Source organism: Methylobacterium sp. A52T (genome assembly GCF_053346095.1).
In genome coordinates this window covers 1-21,247 of sequence record NZ_JBKFBI010000105.1, presented here as the reverse complement: position 1 = coordinate 21,247, position 21,247 = coordinate 1, and the positions used below count along the sequence as shown (strand labels likewise).

The 21,247-nt window shown below is 71.8% G+C and carries 18 protein-coding genes and 1 tRNA gene; 9 read left to right on the top strand and 10 right to left on the bottom strand.

What is annotated here, in order from left to right; genetic code table 11:
• The first annotated feature begins 115 nt into the window (after nucleotides 1-115).
• On the top strand, nucleotides 116-1,513 hold the full coding sequence (gudD, locus tag ACLBYE_RS21845; protein ID WP_447695756.1) for a glucarate dehydratase: 1,398 nt from the start codon (nucleotides 116-118) through the stop codon (nucleotides 1,511-1,513).
• Between the two features lie 22 nt (nucleotides 1,514-1,535).
• On the opposite strand, the gene ACLBYE_RS21840 is transcribed toward gudD, so the two are convergent.
• The 7 genes from ACLBYE_RS21840 to ACLBYE_RS21810 all read right to left on the bottom strand — a co-directional run bounded on the left by ACLBYE_RS21840 (nucleotide 1,536) and on the right by ACLBYE_RS21810 (nucleotide 9,132).
• Nucleotides 1,536-3,077 carry an amidohydrolase family protein gene (locus tag ACLBYE_RS21840; RefSeq protein WP_447695755.1) on the bottom strand — a complete coding sequence of 514 codons (1,542 nt, stop codon included), beginning with the start codon at nucleotides 3,075-3,077 and terminating at the stop codon, nucleotides 1,536-1,538.
• A gap of 25 nt (nucleotides 3,078-3,102) precedes the next feature.
• Entirely contained in the window at nucleotides 3,103-3,909 is an 807-nt protein-coding gene (locus tag ACLBYE_RS21835; RefSeq protein WP_447695754.1) for an ABC transporter ATP-binding protein, read from the bottom strand.
• Nucleotides 3,899-4,828, bottom strand: coding sequence for an ABC transporter permease (locus ACLBYE_RS21830; protein WP_447695753.1), 930 nt, complete (start codon nucleotides 4,826-4,828; stop codon nucleotides 3,899-3,901). The genes ACLBYE_RS21835 and ACLBYE_RS21830 overlap by 11 nt, the downstream gene beginning before the upstream one ends.
• Nucleotides 4,829-4,832: 4 nt before the next feature.
• Nucleotides 4,833-5,885 carry an ABC transporter substrate-binding protein gene (locus ACLBYE_RS21825; protein ID WP_447695752.1) on the bottom strand — a complete coding sequence of 351 codons (1,053 nt, stop codon included), beginning with the start codon at nucleotides 5,883-5,885 and terminating at the stop codon, nucleotides 4,833-4,835.
• A gap of 550 nt (nucleotides 5,886-6,435) precedes the next feature.
• Nucleotides 6,436-7,329, bottom strand: a complete 894-nt coding sequence (locus ACLBYE_RS21820; RefSeq protein ID WP_447695751.1) for a hypothetical protein — start codon at nucleotides 7,327-7,329, stop codon at nucleotides 6,436-6,438.
• Between the two features lie 11 nt (nucleotides 7,330-7,340).
• Complete coding sequence (locus ACLBYE_RS21815; RefSeq protein WP_056531582.1) at nucleotides 7,341-8,327, bottom strand: SPFH domain-containing protein; 987 nt, start codon at nucleotides 8,325-8,327, stop codon at nucleotides 7,341-7,343.
• A gap of 73 nt (nucleotides 8,328-8,400) precedes the next feature.
• On the bottom strand, nucleotides 8,401-9,132 hold the full coding sequence (locus ACLBYE_RS21810) for an NUDIX hydrolase (protein ID WP_447695750.1): 732 nt from the start codon (nucleotides 9,130-9,132) through the stop codon (nucleotides 8,401-8,403).
• Between the two features lie 250 nt (nucleotides 9,133-9,382).
• Between ACLBYE_RS21810 and ACLBYE_RS21805 the strand changes: the two genes are divergently transcribed.
• From ACLBYE_RS21805 to ACLBYE_RS21795, 3 genes are all read left to right on the top strand, one after another.
• Complete coding sequence (locus ACLBYE_RS21805) at nucleotides 9,383-11,572, top strand: marine proteobacterial sortase target protein (RefSeq protein WP_447695749.1); 2,190 nt, start codon at nucleotides 9,383-9,385, stop codon at nucleotides 11,570-11,572.
• The gene (locus ACLBYE_RS21800; RefSeq protein ID WP_447695748.1) at nucleotides 11,569-12,159 is read left to right on the top strand and encodes a class GN sortase; all 591 of its coding nucleotides are present in this window, start codon (nucleotides 11,569-11,571) and stop codon (nucleotides 12,157-12,159) included. The genes ACLBYE_RS21805 and ACLBYE_RS21800 overlap by 4 nt, the downstream gene beginning before the upstream one ends.
• A 92-nt stretch (nucleotides 12,160-12,251) precedes the next feature.
• A complete protein-coding gene (locus ACLBYE_RS21795) occupies nucleotides 12,252-13,004 on the top strand; it encodes a helix-turn-helix domain-containing protein (protein ID WP_447695747.1) in 753 nt (250 codons plus the stop codon).
• A 44-nt stretch (nucleotides 13,005-13,048) separates the two neighbouring features.
• Here ACLBYE_RS21795 and ACLBYE_RS21790 read toward each other — a convergent pair.
• From ACLBYE_RS21790 to ACLBYE_RS21780, 3 genes are all read right to left on the bottom strand, one after another.
• Nucleotides 13,049-13,122: transfer RNA gene (locus ACLBYE_RS21790), tRNA-Gly, on the bottom strand.
• A gap of 98 nt (nucleotides 13,123-13,220) precedes the next feature.
• Nucleotides 13,221-13,742 (bottom strand): hypothetical protein, encoded by a 522-nt coding sequence (locus tag ACLBYE_RS21785; protein WP_447695746.1) that lies wholly within the window; start codon nucleotides 13,740-13,742, stop codon nucleotides 13,221-13,223.
• A gap of 49 nt (nucleotides 13,743-13,791) precedes the next feature.
• Nucleotides 13,792-14,634, bottom strand: a complete 843-nt coding sequence (locus ACLBYE_RS21780; protein ID WP_447695745.1) for a 3-keto-5-aminohexanoate cleavage protein — start codon at nucleotides 14,632-14,634, stop codon at nucleotides 13,792-13,794.
• Nucleotides 14,635-14,809: 175 nt separating this feature from the next.
• On the opposite strand from ACLBYE_RS21780, the gene aroQ reads away from it, so the two are divergent.
• The 5 genes from aroQ to ACLBYE_RS21755 all read left to right on the top strand — a co-directional run bounded on the left by aroQ (nucleotide 14,810) and on the right by ACLBYE_RS21755 (nucleotide 21,186).
• Nucleotides 14,810-15,259, top strand: coding sequence for a type II 3-dehydroquinate dehydratase (aroQ, locus tag ACLBYE_RS21775; RefSeq protein WP_447695744.1), 450 nt, complete (start codon nucleotides 14,810-14,812; stop codon nucleotides 15,257-15,259).
• 143 nt (nucleotides 15,260-15,402) lie between these two features.
• On the top strand, nucleotides 15,403-16,104 hold the full coding sequence (locus ACLBYE_RS21770) for an orotate phosphoribosyltransferase (RefSeq protein ID WP_447695743.1): 702 nt from the start codon (nucleotides 15,403-15,405) through the stop codon (nucleotides 16,102-16,104).
• A gap of 13 nt (nucleotides 16,105-16,117) precedes the next feature.
• Entirely contained in the window at nucleotides 16,118-17,197 is a 1,080-nt protein-coding gene (gene pyrC / locus ACLBYE_RS21765; protein WP_447695742.1) for a dihydroorotase, read from the top strand.
• 185 nt (nucleotides 17,198-17,382) lie between these two features.
• On the top strand, nucleotides 17,383-18,828 hold the full coding sequence (locus ACLBYE_RS21760; RefSeq protein WP_447695741.1) for an amidase: 1,446 nt from the start codon (nucleotides 17,383-17,385) through the stop codon (nucleotides 18,826-18,828).
• Between the two features lie 582 nt (nucleotides 18,829-19,410).
• A complete protein-coding gene (locus ACLBYE_RS21755) occupies nucleotides 19,411-21,186 on the top strand; it encodes an acetolactate synthase 3 large subunit (RefSeq protein ID WP_447695740.1) in 1,776 nt (591 codons plus the stop codon).
• Nucleotides 21,187-21,247: the final 61 nt, after the last annotated feature.

Genomic DNA, 21,247 nt, shown 5'->3' with positions numbered 1-21,247 from the left:
CCCAACCCCAGGCCCCCCCGCCCCCCCCCGCGGCCCGCCCCCGGCCGGCCCGGCTCCGCAACGATCCCGCCTCGCGCCCGGCGCAGACCGGCCGGGGGCCCCCGAGGAGGACGCCATGGATCACGCCAAGGATCACGCCAAGGATCACGCCAAGGATCACGTCACGTCGAACGAGAGCCGCCACGCCGCCCGCCACACGCCGACCGTGACCGCTATGACGGTGGTGCCGGTCGCCGGCCACGACAGCATGCTGCTCAACCTCTCGGGCGCGCACGGGCCGTACTTCACCCGCAACCTCGTGATCCTGACCGACTCCACCGGCGCCACCGGCCTCGGCGAGGTTCCCGGCGGCGAGGGCATCCGCAAGACCCTGGAGGATGCCCGGGACCTCGTCGTCGGGCAGCCGCTCGGCGCCTGGAACGCGGTGCTCAACGCCATGCGGACCCGCTTCGCCGACCGCGACGCCGGCGGCCGCGGCCTCCAGACCTTCGACCTGCGCATCACCATCCACGCGGTGACGGCGGTCGAGTCCGCCTTCCTCGACCTGCTCGGCCAGTACCTCGACGTGCCGGTGGCCGCGCTCCTGGGCGAGGGCCAGCAGCGCGACGCCGTCGAGATGCTGGGCTACCTGTTCTACGTCGGCGACCGCACCCGCACCGATCTCAGCTACCGCGCCCCGACCGCCCGCGACGGCTGGTTCCGCCTGCGCGACGAGGAGGCGCTGACCCCCGAGGCCGTGGCCCGGCTCGCCGAGGCCGCCTACGACCAGTACGGCTTCAACGACTTCAAGCTGAAGGGCGGCGTCCTGCGCGGCGAGGACGAGATCGCCGCCGTCACCGCGATCCACGAGCGCTTCCCCAAGGCCCGCGTGACGCTCGACCCGAACGGCGCGTGGTCCCTCGCGGAGGCGATCCGCCTCTGCAAGGGCCAGGGCCACGTCCTGGCCTACGCGGAGGATCCCTGCGGCGCCGAGGGCGGGTTCTCGGGCCGCGAGATCATGGCCGAGTTCCGCCGCGCCACCGGCCTGCCCACCGCGACCAACATGATCGCCACCGACTGGCGCCAGATGAACCACGCGATCCAGCTCGGCGCCGTCGACATCCCGCTGGCCGACCCGCATTTCTGGACGCTCGCCGGCTCGGTCCGGGTGGCCCAGCTGTGCCGCGACCACGGCCTGACCTGGGGCTCGCACTCGAACAACCACTTCGACGTGTCGCTCGCCATGTTCACCCACGTGGCCGCGGCGGCGCCCGGCAACGTCACGGCGATCGACACCCACTGGATCTGGCAGGACGGCGAGCGCCTGACCAAGGAGCCGCTGGCGATCCGCGGCGGCCTCGTGCGGGTGCCCGAGCGGCCGGGCCTCGGCATCGAGCTCGACATGTCGGCGGTCGAGGAGGCCCACGCCCTCTACCGCGACCACGGCCTCGGCGCCCGCGACGACGCGGCCGCCATGCAGTTCCTGATCCCCGGCTGGACCTTCGACAACAAGAAGCCCTGCCTGGTCCGCTGAGGCCCGGCCCGGGCCGGCGCCGTCAGACGCGCGAGCTCGGACGGTAGAACGGCTCGTGCCGCGACGGGTCGATGTAGTCGGCGTAGAAGCGCCGCGCGTGGGGGAGCAGCGCCTTCGAGAGCTGGCGCCGCTCGACCTCGTCGTCCGAGAGCGCCCGCGACAGGTCGTCGTGGAGCGCCTTCAGGGCGGCGTCGCGGTCGACCCGGGTGAAGCGCCCGTCCGCGTAGAGCACCTCGCCCTCGCACAGAACCGCGGTGACGCCGCCGGTCTTGGCCCGCTGGATCACCGCGTCGAGGAGCGGCGTCTCCGGGTCGAGATACGGGTAGGCGATCTGGTCCCAGTCGATCAGGACCATGTCGGCACCCTTGCCGACCTCGATCGTGCCGAGGCTGTCGCCGTAGGGGGTGGTGCGGGCGCCGCCGACGGTCGCCATGCGTAGCACCTGGGACATGCTCGGCACGTCGGCCTCGTCCATGCCGGGCACCCGGTGGGCGCGCAGCACGAGGCGCATCTCCTGCAGCATGTCGCGGTCATCATTGATGCCGGCCTCGTCGAGGCCGATCGCCGTGTTGATCCCCTTCGCCTCGAAGCGGTTGAGCGCCGCCACGCCCGAGCGCAGCCGGAAGTTCGACGAGCAATTGTGGCAGATGCAGGTGCCGGTCGCGGCGACCCTGTCGATGTCGGATTCGTTGAGCCAGACCCCGTGGCCGAGCGTCAGGCGAGGCCCCAGCATGCCGAACCGGTCGAGGTACTCGACCGCGGTGCCGCCGCCACGCTTCTCCGCGTAGGCCTTCTGGTAGGCGGTCTCGACGAGGTGCATATGCATCGGCACGTCGTAGGATTCGGACAGGCCGGCCAAGCCCTCGAGGGCCGCGTCTGAGCACCAATGCAGGTTGGCGGGCGCGAGCTGGATCTTCGCCCGCGAAGCGCCCTTCTGGCCGGCATGCAGACTGCGGAACAGGGAGAAATTGTCCTCCAGGGACATCTGGAAGCGCTCGAACCAGCGCTTCATCGGGTCCTGCAGCGAGGCCGGCAGGCTCGCCACGAAGTCCATGTCCGCCTGGTAGACGAGGCGGTTCTGGTCGCGGACCGCGAAGCAGTACGAGACCCGCATGCCGATGTCGCGGTAGGCGCGCAGCACCTCGTTGGAGCGCGCCTCGACCTCCTCCAGGCTGCCGGGCATCCAGCCGTGGATGTGCTGGACCGTGGTGATCCCGGAGCCGACCATCTCGAAGGCCGAGTACAGGGTGTCGAGGTAGAGGTTCAGGTTGCGCGCCACCATGCGGGTGACGAACCACAGCTCCAGGGGCATGTCGGGCGAGCCGAGCTGCACCGGCGTCAGGCCGACATGGTGGTGGCCGTTGACGAAGCCCGGCAGCAGGATCTCGCGGCCCGAGCCGATCACGGGGGCGTCGGGGTAGCGGGCGTGCAGGTCCGCGTAGGTGCCGACCGCGGCGATGACCCCGTCCTTCTGAAGGACCGCGCCGTCGGCGATCTCCTCCCAGCGATCGTGGTCGAGGGTACGGGTGATCATCCGCCGGCTGCGGATCAGCGATGTGGCCATGGAATTGTCCGTGTTGGGGGAGGGGTCAGACGAGCGCTTCCTGCTCGGCGAAGGCCCGGTCGACCTCGTCGCGCAGGAGCTCGGTGAGGTGGCGCCGCAGCGCCTCGGCCTTGGGCGAGAACGGGTCGCGCGGGCGGGCGAGGTCGTTGCGGACGATCGTCTTGATCCGCCCGGGGCGGGCGGTGAACACCACCACCCGGTCGGCGAGCGCCACCGCCTCGTCGATGTGGTGGGTCACGAACAGCACCGAGGCGCCGCTGTCGCGCCAGACGTCGAGCAGGAAGTCCTGCATCTTCTGGCGGGTCTGGACGTCGAGCGCCGCGAAGGGCTCGTCCATCAGCAGCACCTTCGGGCGCATGGCCAGCGCCCGCGCCACCGCCACGCGCTGGCGCATGCCGCCGGACAGCTCGTCCGGCCGCTTTTCGAAGGCCTCGGCGAGGCCGACGCGCTGGAGCGCGGCCCGGGCGACGCTCCGGCGCTCGGCCTCCGGCACGCCCTTCAGCGACAGGCCGAAGCTGACGTTCTGCCAGACGCTGAGCCAGGGCAGCAGCGACGTCTCCTGGAAGATCAGGCTGCGCTCCGGCGACGGCCCGGTGACGGCCTCGCCGAAGGCCAGGAGCTCGCCCCCGGAGGCGGGTTCGAGCCCGGCGATCAGGTAGAGCAGCGTGCTCTTCCCGCAGCCCGAGGGGCCGAGGAACACCACGAACTCGCCGGGCCGCACGGTGAGGTCGATGTCGCGCAGCGCCTCGTGGGCGCGGGCGGTGCCGGCCGCCCAGACCTTGGCGACGCCGCGGCAGGAGACGGCGTCCTGGGATGCGGGGTCAGAGGCCAAGGGAGGACCCCGCGTCGCGCGGCAGCCAGTACAGCAGCCGCCGCTGAACCAGCCGGAACAGCAGGTCGAAGGCGAAGCCGAGCAGGCCGATCAGCGTGATGGTGAAGAAGACCAGCGACGGGTTGAAGGTGTTGCGCGCCAGCATGATCACCTGACCGAGCCCGTAGCCGACGCCGGTCGCCTCGGCGACGAGCACCACCATCCAGGCGCCGAACAGGTTGAGGCGCAGCACCGCGAGCAGCCCTGGCAGGATCGCCGGCACGATCACCCGGGCGTAGATCTGGCGCTTCGACGCCCCCATGGTCCGGGCGACGTTGATGTAGTTGCGGTTGACCCCGTCGATCTGCTGGATGGTCGAGAGCACCATCGTGAAGAACAGGGCGATGAACACCATGAAGATCGCCGGGGCGTTGCCGATCCCGAACATGAAGATCGCCACTGGCAGCCACGCGATCGGCGAGACCGGCGCCAGGAGCGTGATCGTCGGCAGGGTCAGCCGCTCGAACAGCTTGAAGTAGCGGATCGCCACGCCGACCAGGATCGACAGGGAGGCCGCCAGGGCGAGGCCCGCCAGCACCCGGCCGGTCGAGGCGAGCACGGTGATCAGCACCGCCATGGCGGGGCTCGGACCGGTATTCATCCCGGTGCCGATCTGCCAGCGCTGCGCGGTGTTGAAGAAGCGCGCCTGCTCGGCGAGGTTGCCGAGGAAGATGTGCGGCGGCGGGAGGAGCTTGGCGTCGGCGATGCCGAGCGCCCAGAGCAGCTCCCAGAGGCCGGCGAAGCAGCCGACCGAGACCAGCATCCAGCCGATCCGGCGGAGCAGGGGGACGAGCCCTTCGGGCAGCGCGAGGCGCTGACCGAGCGGGAGGCGCGGCCGGTCCTGCGGGACGGCGGCGGCGCGGGCGAGGAAGGTGGCCATCCGCTCAGGCCGACTTCAGCTTGAGCTTGCCGTAGAGGTCCGGGTTCTCGGCGATGACCTGTTCCAGCAGGGTCCAGTCGATCGCGTCGCGGCCGGGCTTCTTCTTGATGTAGCCCATCTCGGCGACGGAATCGGTCCGGTCGAGGATGAACTGCGTCTGGTTGCGGGCATCCACCACCGAGGGCTGCCGGCCCATGGCGAGCTGGGCGTTGCTCATCGAGGTCTTGTAGTATGAGCCGACGAGCTTGTTCAGGGCTGCCTGGGGGTCGCTCTCCGCCAAGCCTTGCGCCTTCATCATCCCCTTGATCAGGGCCTTCACGGCGGCCGGGTTCTTGGCGATCAGCTCGTTGCGGACGGCCAGCACGCAGTCCGTGTAGCCCTTGCCGTAGATGTCGGTCCCGTCGGAGAGCTTCACCGCGCCCTTCACGTCGGTGAGCAGCGCCGTGCCGTAGGGCTCGATGGTCGAGATGATGTCCAGCGCCCCGGCGCGGAACGCCTCCACGGCCTCGGGAGTCGAGCCCATGTAGCGGACGGTGATGTCCTTGAAGGCGACGCCGTTCTTCTTCAGCCAGTCGTAGGGCAGCACCTCCAGCGTATCGAGCTGGAAGGTCCCGAGCGTCTTGCCCTTGAGCTTCTCCGGGCTGTCGAGGCCGGGCTGGGCCACGAGCACGCAGCCCTCGATGCCGCCGCCGGCCACGATCTTCACGGGTGCACCCGCGTCGTAGAGGGCCATGAAGCTCGTGTAGGGCATCACGCCGGCATCGACCTGGCCCATGCCGAGGAAGGTGACCTGATCCGAGAAGGTCGGCGTGTTGACGAAGTCGATGGTCAGCCCGTCATCCTTGGCGAGCTGCATCGCCTCGGCCAGGAAGAAGTTCAGGTTGCAGAAGCCGGTACCGTGGGTCGCCCGGATGCCGGTGGCCGCCGCGGCCGGGCTGGTCAGGCCCGGGCCGACCGCCAGGGTCAGCGCGGCGGCGGTCCCGCCGAGGAAGCGCCTGCGGCTGGGCTTGAACCGCGTGAGATCCGGGACGCGATAATCGCCGTGACGGTCGCACATATCGACTCTCCTCAGAGGGCGGATCGTGCGATCCGCCGGACGGCGCGTGCCGGTGCTGAAACGGAGGGATCGGAGCTCGGGACAGGCTCAAGGCAGTCGCGGAGATCCGGTCGCCCGGCACCTCACCACATCGACGGCACGCCAACCTCTAGCCGCCGCCGGGGCGACGCTGCGCTGGTGAAGATGAACCAAGAAGCGTGCCAGACGCGGGGATCGGCGCTGTCGAGGAACGGCACCGCCGTCGTTGCGAGCGGAGCGAAGCAATCCAGCCGCGCCAGGCCTCCGGACGTCGCGCTGCCCTGGGTCACTTCGCTGCGCTCGTGATGACGGAGGTGTCGCATCGACCGGGCCGACGCCCGCGAAAGCGGCTGTCTGCCGCCGGCGTGTTCAGTCGGGCTCTTCGGACAATGCCGGTCCCGCGCGGGTGAAGAACGCGCGGATCGGGGCACCGGGCAGCATCCCGAGGCTCGCGCACGGGCGGTCGCGCGGCGGCGTCCGGCCTGAAGCGCCGCAGGATCAGGCGATCGTCGGGCTCCCGGTCGGCGCCGCGCTACGCGGCCACGAGGTTGAAGGTGCGGTCGGCCGGCGCGAGGCTCACCCGCCGCCCCCAGTCGAAGGCGACGAAATCCTGCTCGATCCCGTCCGAGAACACCACGCCGCCCTCGTTCATCCGCGACACCACGGTGAGGGGCGACCCGGCGAACTTGCCGCCGCGGAGGTCGGTGCCTGTGGCGACGCTCGGGAACGGCTCGCGCACCCAGTAGCCGAAGGCCGCCTCCTCGATGCCCACCTCCACGGTGAGGTGCGTCGCCTCGCTGATCGAGCGTGCCCAGCCGGTGAGCCCGGTGCCCGAGGCCACGATCAGACCGCTCGACGAGTGGTCCTCCGCCCGCGCCCCGTCGTCGATGCGGTAGCGCGCCGATTGGTGGCTGCGGTGGCCGACGAAGATCTCGTTCAGGGCGAGCAGCCGCTCGCCGCCGTCGAAGGTCGCCTGCACCATGGTGCGCCGCTGCAGGGGCGCGGCGCCGGCCGCGCTGGCGGGCAGGAGCGCGCGCAGGGCCTCGACCCGCGCCCGGGCCAGCACGCCGTCGTAGAGGTCGGGCGCCGGGTTGACGCCGACCACCGGCTGCCCGTCGAGGTACTTGGCGACGTTGGCCACGAGCCCGTCCTGTCCCACCGCCACGACCACGTCCTCGGGGGCGAAGAGGAAGCGGTCGAGGTCGGGGCGCTTCACCAGGGCCTGCCGCCAGTCCAGCGGCACGGCGGACCGGGCCTCGGCGAGCACGGCCTGGAACTGCGCGTGGCGCGCCTCGACCTCGGCGAGCGTCTGGCCCCGGCTCTCCAGGAAGAACCGGACCTGGCCGCGGGTCGCGTGCCGGGCGATGAGCAGCTCGTAGTCCGTAGCGCGGATGACGAAGACCACGCGGGGGGTGATGGCCGGCACGGCGGGCCTCCTCAGCGCGGCGCGAGCCGCGGGGACAGCGCGCCCCGGAACTCGCCGAGGACGGCCGCCAGCAGGTCGGGCGTGACGTTGACGTGCTCGATCGTCTCCAGCTTGCCGGCGAGTTCCCGGGCCGCCAGCCCGAGCAGGACGGCGGGCGGCATGTCCCGGTAGACGGCGGCGCGGCGCTGCTCCGCGTCGGCCCGGGCTCCCTCGACGAGGCGGATCCGCTCGGCCTCCGCGGCCGCCTCCAGGCCGCGCGCCTCCGCGACGCCGGCGGCGCGGTCGCGGGCGTTCTCGGCTTCCTGCGCGATCAGCACGGTCTCGCGCCGGGCCAGCTCGGTCTTCGTGGCGAGCTCGTTCTCCGCGATAGCGCGCTCCTTCTCGACCGCCAGGGCGCGCCGCGCGAAGGTCGCCTCGTCGGCCTTCTGCTGCAGCGCCTCGAAGGTCGGGGTCTGCAGGGCGCGCTCCAGCTCGCTGGTCGGCGCGAGGTTGGTCAGCCGCACCGACACGGCCGCCACGCCGATCTCAGCCAGCGCCGGGGCGTCGGACAGCACCCGTTCCAGCACGGCGCGCAGCGGCTCCGGCCCGGCGTCGAGGAGGGCGCCGATCGGGCTCGCCCCGAGATACTGGAGCGCCGCCTGGCTGGCGATGCCGCCGAGGCGCGCCTCGATCCGCTCGATCGGCTCGCCCTGCAGGCGCCCGGTGCGGAGGTCGATCGAGAAGTCGACGCGGCTTGCCAGCAGCTCCGGATCGACGACGTGCCAGCCGATCGTCCCCTGGACCACGACGGTCTGGAAGTCCCGGCTGCGGCCGCGGACGAAGAGCGTCATCTCGCGGTCGTCCACCGGCACCTCGCTGATGCTGGCGGTCTCGGGGCGGAACCAGAAGACCAGACCCCGCCCGCTCTGCCGGACCCGGCCGTTGCGGAAGCGGATGATGTGGCTGCTCGCCTCGCTCCGGAGCTGGGCGATGACACCGATGTTGCGGACCGTGGCCATGATGGGCTCCTCGAAGCGCTCTCTGCCGAAGTGGATACCGGTTCGGCTCGAGAGAGCGCGTGGAAACAAAGGCTTAGAACTGGCCTGACCTGTCGAAGCGGAAGAGTTCGGCGGGGCGGAACGCCGTCCCGGCCTCGCGGGCGCCCGTCGGCGCGATCCAGCCCCGGTCGCGCATGCGGCGCCGGAAGGCGGATTTGTTGAGGGGCGCGCCGCGGATCGCCGCGTGCACGTCCTGAAGCTGCCGGAGGGTGAAGTGCTCCGGGAGCAGCGCGAAGCCGACATCCGTGTAGTCGAGCTTGCCGCGCAGCCGCTTCACGGCGAGCGCGAGGATGTCGGCGTGGTCGAAGGCGAGGGCGAGGGGGGCGCCGTCCTCCGCCTCGGCCGAGACGGGGCCGCCGGACTCGCCCGCCCAGGGCACGATCAGCGCCGCTGCCGCGAGCCCGGCGCGGCCCGCCAGGGCCTCGGCGAAGGCCGATTCCGGCAGCAGCGCCAGGTAGGCCACCGAGACGATCCGCATCCGCGGATCCCGGTCCACGGCACTGAAGGTGTAGAGCTGCTCGAGCCGCGCCCCCCCGATCCCGGCCTTGTCGCGCAGGACGCGCTCCGCGGCGGCGTCGAGGGTCTCGGCGATGCCCACGAACCCGCCCGGCAGGGCCCAGAGGCCCGCCTGCGGCTGCTGGCTCCGCCGCAGCAGGAGGGCGGCGAGCCGGCCCGCCCGGATCCCCAGAAGGACGAGATCGACCGCCAGGGCGGGCCGCTCGTAGGCCGCAGGATCGTAGCCTGCCAGGAACTCGGACTCGGTCATGGGCCTGTTCTACTCAAGTTGAGCATAACTAAGACGCAAATTGCGCATATGTCAAGTCGAGATCGGATCCGCCGGGAAGCGCCGCGGGACGCACAGCTCCGCACCGGCTCCGCACAGATCCGCCCGGGCGCGGCCGGCCGGTGCGGACCGAGCCTGGAAAAGGGCGAAGCTTCTCGTGGCGACGGAGGGGCTGGCGCGGGAGCTTCAGCGGCGAGCCGGCATCGATCCGCCGGCGCAGGAGGTTTCCCCGATGCCGTTCTTCGCTCCACGATCCGCGGTCGAGCCCCCCCGCAACGCCGCGCTGTCACCGCTCTTCCTCGCGCTGCTGGCGCTGCTCATCATGCTGGCCTCCGCCCACGCGGCGCCGGGCCGGGACCGGGGCGGCCTCACGCTGCGCGGGCCGGCCAGCACCGCGCCGGTCGAGGCCGTCCAGCTGGCGACCGACATCAGCGTCGACGTCAGCGGCCCGACCGCCCGGGCCACCGTCACCCAGGCCTTCCGCAACGTCACGGCGGACTGGGTCGAGGGCACCTACGTGTACCCCCTGCCGGAGGACGCCGCCGTCGACGGGATGAAGCTCGTCGTCGGCTCCCGCGTGATCGTCGCCGACATCCGCGAGCGGGCGGCGGCCAAGCGCGCCTACGAGGCCGCGAAGGCGGCCGGGCAGTCGGCAGCGCTGACCGCGCAGGAGCGGCCCAATGTCTTCACCAACGCGGTCGCCAATATCGGCCCCGGCGAGACGGTGGTGGTCCAGATCACCTATCAGCAGACGATCCCCGTCTCGGGCGAGACGCGGACGCTGCGCCTGCCCCTGGTGGTCGCGCCCCGCTACAATCCCGCCCCCGCCCCGGTGGACGCGGTCTCCCTCGACGGCGTGGCCGGAGAGGCGCGCGACCCGGTTCCGGATCGCGCCCGGATCAGCCCGCCGGTGCTCGACCCGGCCCTGTCGTCGCCGACCAACCCGGTCGCCGTCACCGTGCGGCTGCAGGCGGGCTTCCCCGTCGGTGACGTCCGCAGCGCGACCCACGCGATCCGCGTGACCGAGACCGGTCCGGAGGCGCGGACCGTCACGCTCGCCGACGGCGTCGTCCCGGCCGACCGCGACCTCGAGCTGACCTGGGCGCCGGTTCCGAGCCGGATGCCCGGCCTCGGCCTGTTCCGCGAGACAGTGGCGGGCCGGACCTACCTGCTGGCCGCCGTGAGCCCGCCGGCGATCGAGACCGACGCGGCCGCCCGGCCGGCGCGCGACGTCACCTTCGTCATCGACAATTCCGGCTCGATGTCGGGCGCCTCGATGCGGCAGGCCAAGGCCGGGCTGCTCGCCGGTCTCGCCCGCCTGACCCCGTCGGACCGCTTCAACGTCATCCGCTTCGACGACACCTGGGACGCGCTGCATCCCGCGCCCGTCCCGGCGACGCCGGAGGCCCTGGCGCAGGCCCAGGCCTTCGTCGCCGCCCTGGAAGCCCGCGGCGGCACCGAGATGCTGGCGCCGCTCAAGGCGGCGTTCGCCGACCCGCACCCCGAGGACGGGCGCGTCCGGCAGGTCGTGTTCCTCACAGACGGCGCCGTCGGCGACGAGGAGCGGATCTTCGCGGCGATCCACGCCAATCTCGGGCGCACGCGCCTGTTCATGGTCGGCATCGGCTCGGCGCCCAACGGCCACCTGATGCGCCACGCCGCTGAGATCGGCCGCGGCAGCTTCACCGAGATCCGCGACCTCGCGCAGGTCGGCGAGCGGACCCGCGCGCTCTACGAGAAGCTGGAATCCCCCGCGGTCACCGACCTGACCGCGACCTTCTCGGTCCCGGGCGTCGAGGTCACGCCGGGCGCGCTGCCCGACCTGTATCGCGGCGAGCCGCTGGTCTTCGCCGCGCGGCTGCCGGGGGCGGCCGAGGAAGCGGCCCGCGGGACCGTGACCGTCTCGGGCCGGGTGGGCGGCCGGACCTGGACCCGGACGCTCCCCCTTGCCGAGGCGGGTGCGGGCGCCGGAATCTCCAAGGTCTGGGCGCGGTCCCGGATCGGCGAGACCGAGACGGCGCGCATCACGGGGCGCCTCGGCGCGGAAGCGGCCGACGCCGCCGTCCTGGCGCTGGCCCTGGAGCACGGCCTGACGACGCGGCTGACCAGCCTCGTGGCCGTCGACGCCACGCCGCGGCGCGCGCCCGGCACGCCCCTCGTCGCCGCCGACCTGCCGCTGAACCTGCCGGCGGGCTGGGACTTCGCCAAGGTGTTCGGCACGGACCGGCCGGGCACCGCGCCCGCCGACGACGGGGCAGCGCGGATCGTGCCGATCCGGGCCGAGGGCGCGGCGGTCGACCTGCCGCGGACCGGGGCCGGCATCGTGGCACAGCTCGGCCTGGGGCTGCTCCTCGCCCTGCTGGGTCTCCTGCTCGGCACCGGCCTGACGACCGGCGGCCGGCGGACCGGGGACGCGCGATGAGCCGTCCCACGGTGACCGGACTGGGGAAGGCCCTCGCGGCCCTCCTCACCCTCGCGGGGCTCGGGCTCGCGGCGCAGGCCGCCTGGATCCCCGCCAAGGCCGCCCTGGCCCAGTTGCTGCTGGAGCGCGCCTTCGCCCGCACCCTGGCCGAGGGTCGGCCCGCCCGGCCCTGGCCCTGGGCCGACACCGAGCCGGTCGCCCGGCTCACCGTCGCGGGCCGCAGCTTCGTGGTGCTGCGGGGCGGGAGCGGCCAGGCCCTGGCCTTCGGCCCCGGCCACCTGGACGGCACCCCCGAGGCCGGCGCGCCCGGCACCGCGGTCATCGCCGCCCACCGCGACACGCAGTTCGGGGTGCTGGGACAGCTCGGCCCCGGCGATCCCGTCACAATGACCGGCCGCGACGGCCGGATTCTGCGCTTCCGCGTCACCGGCACGCGGGTGGCCCGCTGGGACGCGTCGGGCATCGACCCGCAGGCCCCGGGGCGGCATCTCGACCTCGTCACCTGCTGGCCCCTGGAGGCGCTGCAGGCCGGCCCGCTCCGGCTGATCGTCGAGACCGAGCTGGACCCGGAGCCGGAGCGCTCCTGACGGCTCGGCGTGGACGATCAGCTTGACCGCGCTTGCGCAAATGTGCGGTTTCGTGCGGATCTGTGCGGGTCAAGCCCGTGCGAGCCGTGCCTGTGAGCGAGATCGAACTGTCCGAGGCGCAGAGCCGCGCCATTGCCCAGACCGTGCGCGAGGCGCTGGCCCGCCGGCGCATCTCGCGGCAGACGCTGGCCGAGGAGGCCCGGATCAGCATCTCGACCCTGGAGAAGGCGCTCGCCGGCCGCAGGCCCTTCACCCTGGCGACGACGATCCGCCTGGAGGAAGCCCTGGGCCAGCCCCTGCGCCAGGAGACGGGGCGACCGGCCCCGGAGGCGACCCGCCACGCGCCCGACGAGCTCGGCTCCTACTCGCGGGAGAGCGTCGCCTGGATCGAGGGGCGCTACCTCACCCTGCGGCCCTCGTTCGGGTCGGCGGGCGCGATCTTCGCCTACCGCACCGAGATCGCCTGGGACGCGGACGCGGCCCGCCTCGTGTTCCGCGAGGCCGAGCGGCTCGACGCCCCCTTCGCGCAATCCGGCAGCGTCGCCGTGCCGAGCCAGTCGGGCATGATCTACCTCGTGACCAACTGGCACGGGCAGCACCGCCTCGCGGTGCTGTGCCGCCCCAACATCCAGGGCGAGATGTACGGGGTCCTGACGACGCTCCACGCCGGGCGCGGCACGCAGCTGACCCCGGCCGCGGCGCCCCTGGCGCTACTGCCCGAGCAGGCGGGCACGCACGGGTACGGTCGGATCGGGCCGGAGGAGTCGGGCTACGGTCCGTACCGGGCCTATCTCGCCCGGGTGAACGACGACGGCTACGCCACCTTCTTCACGGGCGTCGCCTGACGGAGTCTGACGGGTGAGCCCGAAGGCGCGGAGCGCGGCGGGCTTGGAGCGGGTACCGGGAATCGAACCCGGGTATTCAGCTTGGAAGGCTGCTGCTCTACCATTGAGCTACACCCGCGCGGGCGGATCGTTAGCACGCCGGGTCGGCCGTGAGAAGGTGGGGCGGGATCGCCGCCGCGCGGGCGAAGTCCCGAATCCGCGGCGTCGCCGGCCGGCTCACAGGCACGGATTCATGACCGGCTCGCGCGGGATGGAGAGCAGGTCGTCGACCTGGGCGCGCAGGCCCGCGGCGCCGCCGGTCCGCAGGGCCTCGTACATGGCCTCCGCGTCGCGGCCGCAGACCGCGCCGGGCCGCTGCTCCGGCTCCGTCGTCCCGTCGCGCGGCGGGACGGTCCTGTCCGGGGCGTTGTCGGCGATGAACCGATCGATGCGCGCGAGCGCGGCGCGCAGTTCCTGCTGGAAGTCCGGGTCGGCGCCGGCGTGGCACGCCTGTCCGACGGCGCGCATCGCCTGCAGGATGCCGCGCATGCACAGCACCGCACCCTTGCCGGTCCGGTCGACCTTCGTGACGGTGTCGCCGCGCCGGATGGTCTGGATCCCGTTCACGAGCGCCTCCGCCGATCCCGGTCCGGCCTGCCCGGGAGCCTCCGAGGACACGGCCAGGAACGCGCAGGCTGCGGCGGTGCAGCCGACGATCAGGGATCGCGGTCGGGACGGCGTGCGTGTTGTGAGGCGCATGGATCCGGCGCCGTCTCCGCTGCGCGACCGCGGCAACATCCGCGCCCGCTCAACCCAGGCCCAGGGCGGCGCGGGCCTCCGCGGGCGTGGAGACGCGGCGGCCGTGGCGCGCCACCGCCTCGGCGGCGAGGCCAACGAGCTCGGCGTTGCTGGCCGCCAAGCGGTCCTTCGTCACCCGGATGTTGTCCTCCAGGCCGGTGCGGACCGCGTCCGCCCCGCGGGCGAGCGCCCAGTCCATCACGATCGCCTGGTTGCGGCCGATCCCGGCCGCCGTCCAGGTCGCCTCCGGCAGGATCCGCCGGGTCTCGGCGAGCAGGATGTCGAGGAGGTGCTCCTCGGCCGGCATCGCGTTCTGGACGCCCATGACGAACTGCACGTGCGGGCGCGCGTCGATCAGGCCCGCCTCCACGAGGCGCTTGGCGCCGTGCAGGTGCGAGAGGTCGAAGATCTCGATCTCGGGCCGGACGCCGTACTGCTTCATCTGGCCGGCGAGGTCGGTCACGAGGCTCGCGGAATTCTCGTAGACGATCGTCGGGAAGTTCACCGAGCCGGTGGACAGGGAGGCCATGTCGGGCCGGTGCTTGAGCGAGAGGCCGCGGGCGGCCGGGTCGCGCCCGCGCCCGCCCGTCGAGAACTGCACGATCATCCCCGGGCAGTGCCGGCGCAGCCCTTCCTGCACGGCGGCGAATCTGTCCGGATCGGAGGAGGGCGACTCGTCGTCGTTGCGCACGTGGATGTGGCAGAGCGTGGCGCCGGCCTCGAAGGCCTGCTGCGTCGACTCGATCTGCTCGGGCACGGTGACCGGAACGGCCGGGTTGTCGGTCTTGCGCGGCACCGAGCCGGTGATCGCCACCGCGATCACCACGGGCGCGTCGCTCCGGGATCCTGCCATTCGCCTGTCCTCCCTGCCGCATCGGGCTTCCGCGACCGGGATAGCGCCGCGGGATCCGGATCTGAACCGCTCGGCGCGGGCGGCAGGTCCGTGCGCGGGACATCTCCGGCCGGATGACAGCCTGGACTTGAGTCTTGCGGGCGCTTGCCGCACCTCTCGACCCGCGAGGCACACGATGAACGACACCGTCCTGGTCCTGAACGGGCCAAACCTGAACCTGCTCGGCAAGCGCCAGCCGGAGATCTACGGCCGCGAGACGCTGGCCGACGTCGAGGCCCTGTGCCGCGAGACGGCCGCCGGCCTCGGCCTCGCGGTCGATTTCCGCCAGAGCAACGCCGAGCACGTGCTGATCGACGCGATCCACGAGTTCCGCGTCGGCTCGGCCGGCATCGTCATCAACGCGGGCGCCTACACCCACACCTCGGTCGCCATCCTCGACGCGCTGAACACCTGCGAGGTGCCGGTGATCGAGTGCCACATCTCGAACGTCCACCGCCGCGAGGCCTTCCGCCACCATTCCTACATCTCGCTCGCGGCCACGGCCGTGCTGGCGGGATTCGGCACGCACGGCTACGCCCTGGCGATCCGGCACCTCGCGCATCTGCGGGCCGGCAGACCTGCGTGAGGCGCGGATAGCGCCGCGATCAGGGTTGACGCTGGCGGAGACAGGGCGGAGGAGGGCGGTCAGGCCCTATTCCCACGCGATCTCTCTGGCCGGGCCGGTTCTCAAGGCCCCGGAGAGCGCCCCAAGCGGAGCGCGCACGCCGCATGACCAGTCCCTTCCTGCCCCTCGACCGGAAAGTGATCGCCCGCGAAGCGGCCAAGATGTTCCTCGAGATCGAGGCGGTGCTCTTCTACAAGGACGAGCCGTTCAAGTTCACCTCGGGCTGGGCGAGCCCAGTCTACACCGACAGCCGGAAGATCATCTCGTTCCCGCGCCTGCGCTCGACGCTGATGGATTTCGCCACCGCCACCATCGTGCGCGAGATCGGCTACGAGAAGCTGACCCACATCGCCGGCGGCGAGACCGCCGGCATCCCGTTCGCGGCCTGGATCGCCGACCGGATGATGCTGCCGATGCAGTACATCCGCAAGAAGCCCAAGGGGTTCGGCCGCAACGCCCAGATCGAGGGCGAGATCGTCGAGGGCGCCCGGACGCTGCTCGTCGAGGACCTCGCCACCGACGGGCGCAGCAAGGTCAATTTCTGCAAGGCCCTGCGCGATTCGGGCGCCCAGGTCGATCACTGCTTCGTGCTGTTCTACTACGACATCTTCCCCGACAGCGCCGCGCTGATGGAGGAGATCGGCATCAAGCTCCACTATCTCACCACGTGGTGGGACGTGCTGGCGGTGGCCAAGGAGATGGGCACCTTCGACCCGAAGACGCTGGCCGAGGTCGAGCGCTTCCTCAACGCGCCGGCGGAATGGTCGGCGGCCCACGGCGGCATCTCCGCCTTCGGCCAGTCCTGAGGGGCATCCCGCGATGAGCGTCGTCGACCTGTTCCCCGCCGAGCGCCAGGACGCGAAGACCGTCGACCGGATCACGATCCGGCGGCCGGACGACTGGCACATCCACCTGCGCGACGGCGCGATGCTGAAGGCGGTGCTGCCCTACACGGCGGCGCAGTTCGCCCGGGGCATCATCATGCCGAACCTCGTGCCGCCGGTGACCACGGTGGCGGCCGCCAGCGCCTATCGCGAGCGCATCCTTGCCGCCCTGCCTGACGGCATGGACTTCACCCCGCTGATGACCTGCTACCTGCGGGACGACACCGACCCGGACGAGATCGAGCGGGGCTTCGCCGAGAAGGTCTGGGTCGCCGCCAAGCTCTACCCGGCCGGCGCGACCACGAACTCGCACGCGGGCGTCACGGACCTCGTCGGGATTACCCCCGTGCTGGAGCGCATGGAGCGGATCGGCATGCCGCTCCTGATCCACGGCGAGGCGACCGACCCGGAGATCGACATCTTCGACCGCGAGGCCGCCTTCATGGAGGGCAGCTTGATCCCGCTGCTCGGTCGCCACCAGGGGCTGAAGGTCACCGTGGAGCACGCCACCACGGCGGAGATCCTCGACGTGGTCCGGGAGCACCGGAGCCGGTGCGCGGCGACGATCACGCCGCACCACCTCGTGATCAACCGGACGCACATCTTCCAGGGGGGGCTGCGCCCGCACCTGTACTGCCTGCCGGTGGCCAAGCGCGAGCGGCACCGGCTCGCCCTGCGCGAGGCCGCGACCTCGGGCGAGGCCTGCTTCTACCTCGGCACCGACACGGCCCCGCATGTCCGCGGCGCCAAGGAGGCGTCCTGCGGCTGCGCCGGCGTATTCTGTGGGCCCTCCGCGCTCCAGACCTACGTGCAGGTCTTCGACGAGGAGGGGGCGCTCGACAAGTTCGAGGCCTTCGCGTCCCTCAACGGCGCGCGCTTCCACGGGCTGGAGCCCAATGCCGGGACCGTCACTCTCGAGCGTCGGGAGAGCCGCATCGCCGAGGCCGTCGCGGTCGACGACACGGCAGTCGTCGTGTTCCGGGGTGAGGAGACCCTGCCCTGGTCGGTGGTGTGACCGCCTAGGCTGAGGACAGCGCGCCGTCGTCGCGAGCGGCGCGAAGCGACCCAGGGCCGCGCGACTTCGCAGGACGTATCGCTGCTGGATTGCTTCGCTGCGCTCGCAAAGACGGTCTCGGATCCCGCGTCGCGGTGTAGCGCTGCAGCCCGCCAGATCGCCCGCCAGATCGAAGGAGTGGTACGATGCAGGACGCGCGACAGGACGGCATCACCGCCATGGGCGCCGTGGATCTCGCCGCCGCCATCCGCGGCCGGGTGGTCTCCTGCGCGGAGGTGATGCGCGCCTATCTGGAGCGGATCCACCGGATCAACCCGCAGGTGAACGCCCTCGTGGGCCTAGCCGACGATGCCGCGCTCCTGCGGGAGGCCGAGGCCGCCGACGCCGCGCTGGCGCGGGGGGACGCCGTCGGGCCGCTGCACGGTTTCCCGCTGGCCGTGAAGGATCTCGACCCGGTCCGCGGGCTTCCGTTCACGCAGGGCTCCCCGATCTTCGCCGACCGGGTCGCCGACACCGACTCGATCATGGTGTCACGCCTGCGCGCCGCCGGGGCGATCTTCATCGGCAAGACCAACATCCCCGAATTCGGCCTGGGCTCGCACAGCTTCAACCCGGTCTACGGCGCCACCGGCAACGCCTACGACCCGGGCAAGACCGGGGGCGGCTCGAGCGGCGGCGCCGCGGTCGCAGTCGCCTTGCGGATGCAGCCGGTCGCCGACGGCAGCGACCATGCCGGGTCGCTCCGTAACCCGCCGGCCTTCAACAACTGCTACGGCCTGCGCCCGAGCTGGGGCCGGATCCCCGCCGAGGCCAAGGACGTGTTCAGCCCGAACCTCGGCGTGCTCGGGGCGATCGGGCGCACGCCCGGCGATATCGGCCTGATGCTCTCGGTGCTGGCGGGCTACGACCCGCGCTGCCCGAACGCCATCCGGCAGGACCCGTCCGCCTTCGCGAGCCCGCTCGCCCGCGACTTCCGCGGGACCCGGATCGCGTGGCTCGGCGATTGCGGCGGCCAGATCCCGTTCGATCCCGGCGTGCTCGACGTCGGGCGTTCGGCGCTCGCCGCCTTCGCGGAGATCGGCTGCACCGTCGAGGAGGCGATGCCGCGCTACGACATGGAGACCCTCTGGCAGGATTGGCTGGTGCTGCGGGCTTTCACCGTCGCGGCGAACCTCCGCCCGTTCTACGACGAACCCCGCCACCGGGCCCTGCTCAAGCCGGAGGCGGCCTGGGAGGTCGAGCGAGGGCTGGCGCTCGGCGCCGACCGGATCATCGCGGCGCTGGAGGGGCGCACCCGCTGGTACGAGACCCTGCGCCGCTTCATGGAGACCTACGACTACGTGGTCATGCCCAGCGCCCAGGTCTTCCCGTTCGACAAGGGCCTGCGCTGGCCCGAGACGGTGGGCGGACGGGCGATGGACACCTACCACCGCTGGATGCAGATCACGATCCCCGCGACGATGTCGGGCCTCCCGTCGCTCGCCGTGCCGGCCGGGTTCGGCGAGGCCGGTCTGCCCACCGGCATCCAGATCGTCGGCCCGAACCACGGCGAGCTCGCCTGCCTGCAGCTCGGCGCCGCCTACGACGCGGCGAGCGGCTGGACGCGCCGCTACCCGCCGCCGATGGGCTGAGCGGCGCCGCTTCGCGGCTTGTCAGTTTGCTGGATCCCGGGTCGCATTGCGCTGGCGCTGCATGCGCCCGGGAAAGGGGTGGCGTTTCCGTTTGAGGCGCGCCCTTTCCCGGACAGGTCGAGCGAAGCGGAACCTGATCCGGGACCCGGCACAGGAACTCGCCGCGCAGGCGGCTCGAAACACCGAAACGGCACACCGAATACGTTGACCGGCTCCGCGCTCTCCGCTAAGAGGCCCGACGCTCCGCGCGCCGACCATGAGCCAGTTCCGGATCATGGGGCCGCCGCGGCGCAGTTTCGGGTTTCCGATGACGACGGTCCTTATTGTAGCGGTAGCGTCACCGACGGGGCGGCCCTGAACGAGGGTCGCGATCCGAGCGGTGGCGCATGCAGGGTCCCTCGGGGCCCTTTTTTGTTGCCCGCTCCAGGGCAGCAAGGGATCGGCGCAGACGGGTGACCGGGGCGAGAGGCACCTTCGGGCGAGGCGGAGACCGCCCCGCGTGACGGGGGTGCCGGGAGAGAGGACGGGGCAGGGCGGCGATCACGGGATCGCGGTGGCTCCGGAGAGCGCGAGGAGACGAGCATGGGCGGCGAGGTCATGACCGGGGCCGAGATGGTCATCCGGGCCTTCCAGGATCAGGGTGTCGACACGCTGTTCGGGTACCCGGGCGGCGCCGTACTTCCGATCTACGACGCGCTCTTCCACCAGAACGCCGTCAAGCACATCCTCGTCCGCCACGAGCAGGGCGCCGTCCACGCGGCTGAGGGCTACGCCCGCTCGTCCGGCAAGGTCGGCTGCGTCCTCGTCACCTCGGGACCCGGCGCGACCAACATCGTCACTGGCTTGACCGACGCGATGCTGGATTCGATCCCGCTGGTCTGCATCACCGGCCAGGTCCCGACGCACCTGATCGGCACGGACGCGTTCCAGGAATGCGACACGGTCGGCATCACGCGCCACTGCACGAAGCACAATTACCTGGTCAAATCGATCGACGACCTGCCGCGCATCCTGCACGAGGCGTTCTACGTCGCGGCGAACGGCCGGCCTGGCCCGGTCGTGGTCGACCTGCCCAAGGACATCCAGTTCGCCTCCGGCCTCTACGAGCGCCCGGAGATCGCGAGCCACAAGACCTACCGCCCGGCCGTGAAGGGCGATTCCGACCGGATCCGCGCGGCCGTCGAATTGATGGCGACGGCCCGCCGGCCGGTCTTCTACACCGGCGGCGGCGTGATCAACTCGGGCCCGGAGGCCTCGCGCCTGCTGCGCGAGCTCGTCCGCGAGACCGGCTTCCCGATCACCTCGACCCTGATGGGGCTCGGCGCCTATCCGGGCACGGACGAGAAGTTCCTGGGCATGCTCGGCATGCACGGGACCTACGAGGCCAACCTCGCGATGCACGAGTGCGACGTGATGATCTGCGTCGGCGCCCGATTCGACGACCGGATCACCGGCCGGCTCGACGCGTTCTCGCCCTTCTCCAAGAAGATCCACATCGACGTCGACGCCTCCTCGATCAACAAGGTCGTGAAGGTCGATGTCGGGATCGTCGGCGACTGCGCCTCGGTGCTGGCCGACATGCTGGAGGCATGGCGCGCCCTGCCGTCTCGGCCCGAGAAGTCGAACCTCGATCCGTGGTTCCAGAAGATCAGCGCCTGGAAGGCGCGGGACTGCCTCGCCTACTGGCCGTCGGGCACGATCATCAAGCCGCAATACGCCGTGCAGCGCCTCTACGAGGCCTGCAAGGACCGCGAGACCTACATCACGACGGAAGTCGGCCAGCACCAGATGTGGGCCGCCCAGTACTTCAAGTACGACGAGCCGAACCGCTGGATGACCTCCGGGGGGCTCGGAACGATGGGCTACGGCCTGCCGGCGGCGATCGGCACGCAGCTCGCGCACCCGAACGGGCTCGTGATCGACATCGCCGGCGAGGCCTCGATCCTGATGAACATGCAGGAAATGTCGACGGCGGTGCAGTACCGTCTGCCGATCAAGGTGTTCATCCTGAACAACGAGTACATGGGCATGGTCCGGCAGTGGCAGGAGCTGCTGCACGGCTCGCGCTACTCGCAGAGCTACTCGGAGAGCCTGCCGGACTTCGTGAAGCTCGCGGAGGCCTACGGCGCCAAGGGCATGCGCTGCGAGAAGCCGGGCGACCTCGACGGCGCCATCGCGGAGATGCTCGCCCATGACGGCCCGGTGATCTTCGACTGCATCGTCGACAAGACCGAGAACTGCTTCCCGATGATCCCGTCGGGCAAGGCGCACAACGAGATGCTCCTGTCCGATTACCTCGGTGAGACCGGCGTCGAGCTCGGCGACGTGATCTCCGAGGAAGGCAAGATGCTGGTGTGAGGGCGGGCGGCCCGGCGTCACCGCCCGGGCGCGGCCCGCCCCTGCGGGGGCCATGGGGGGG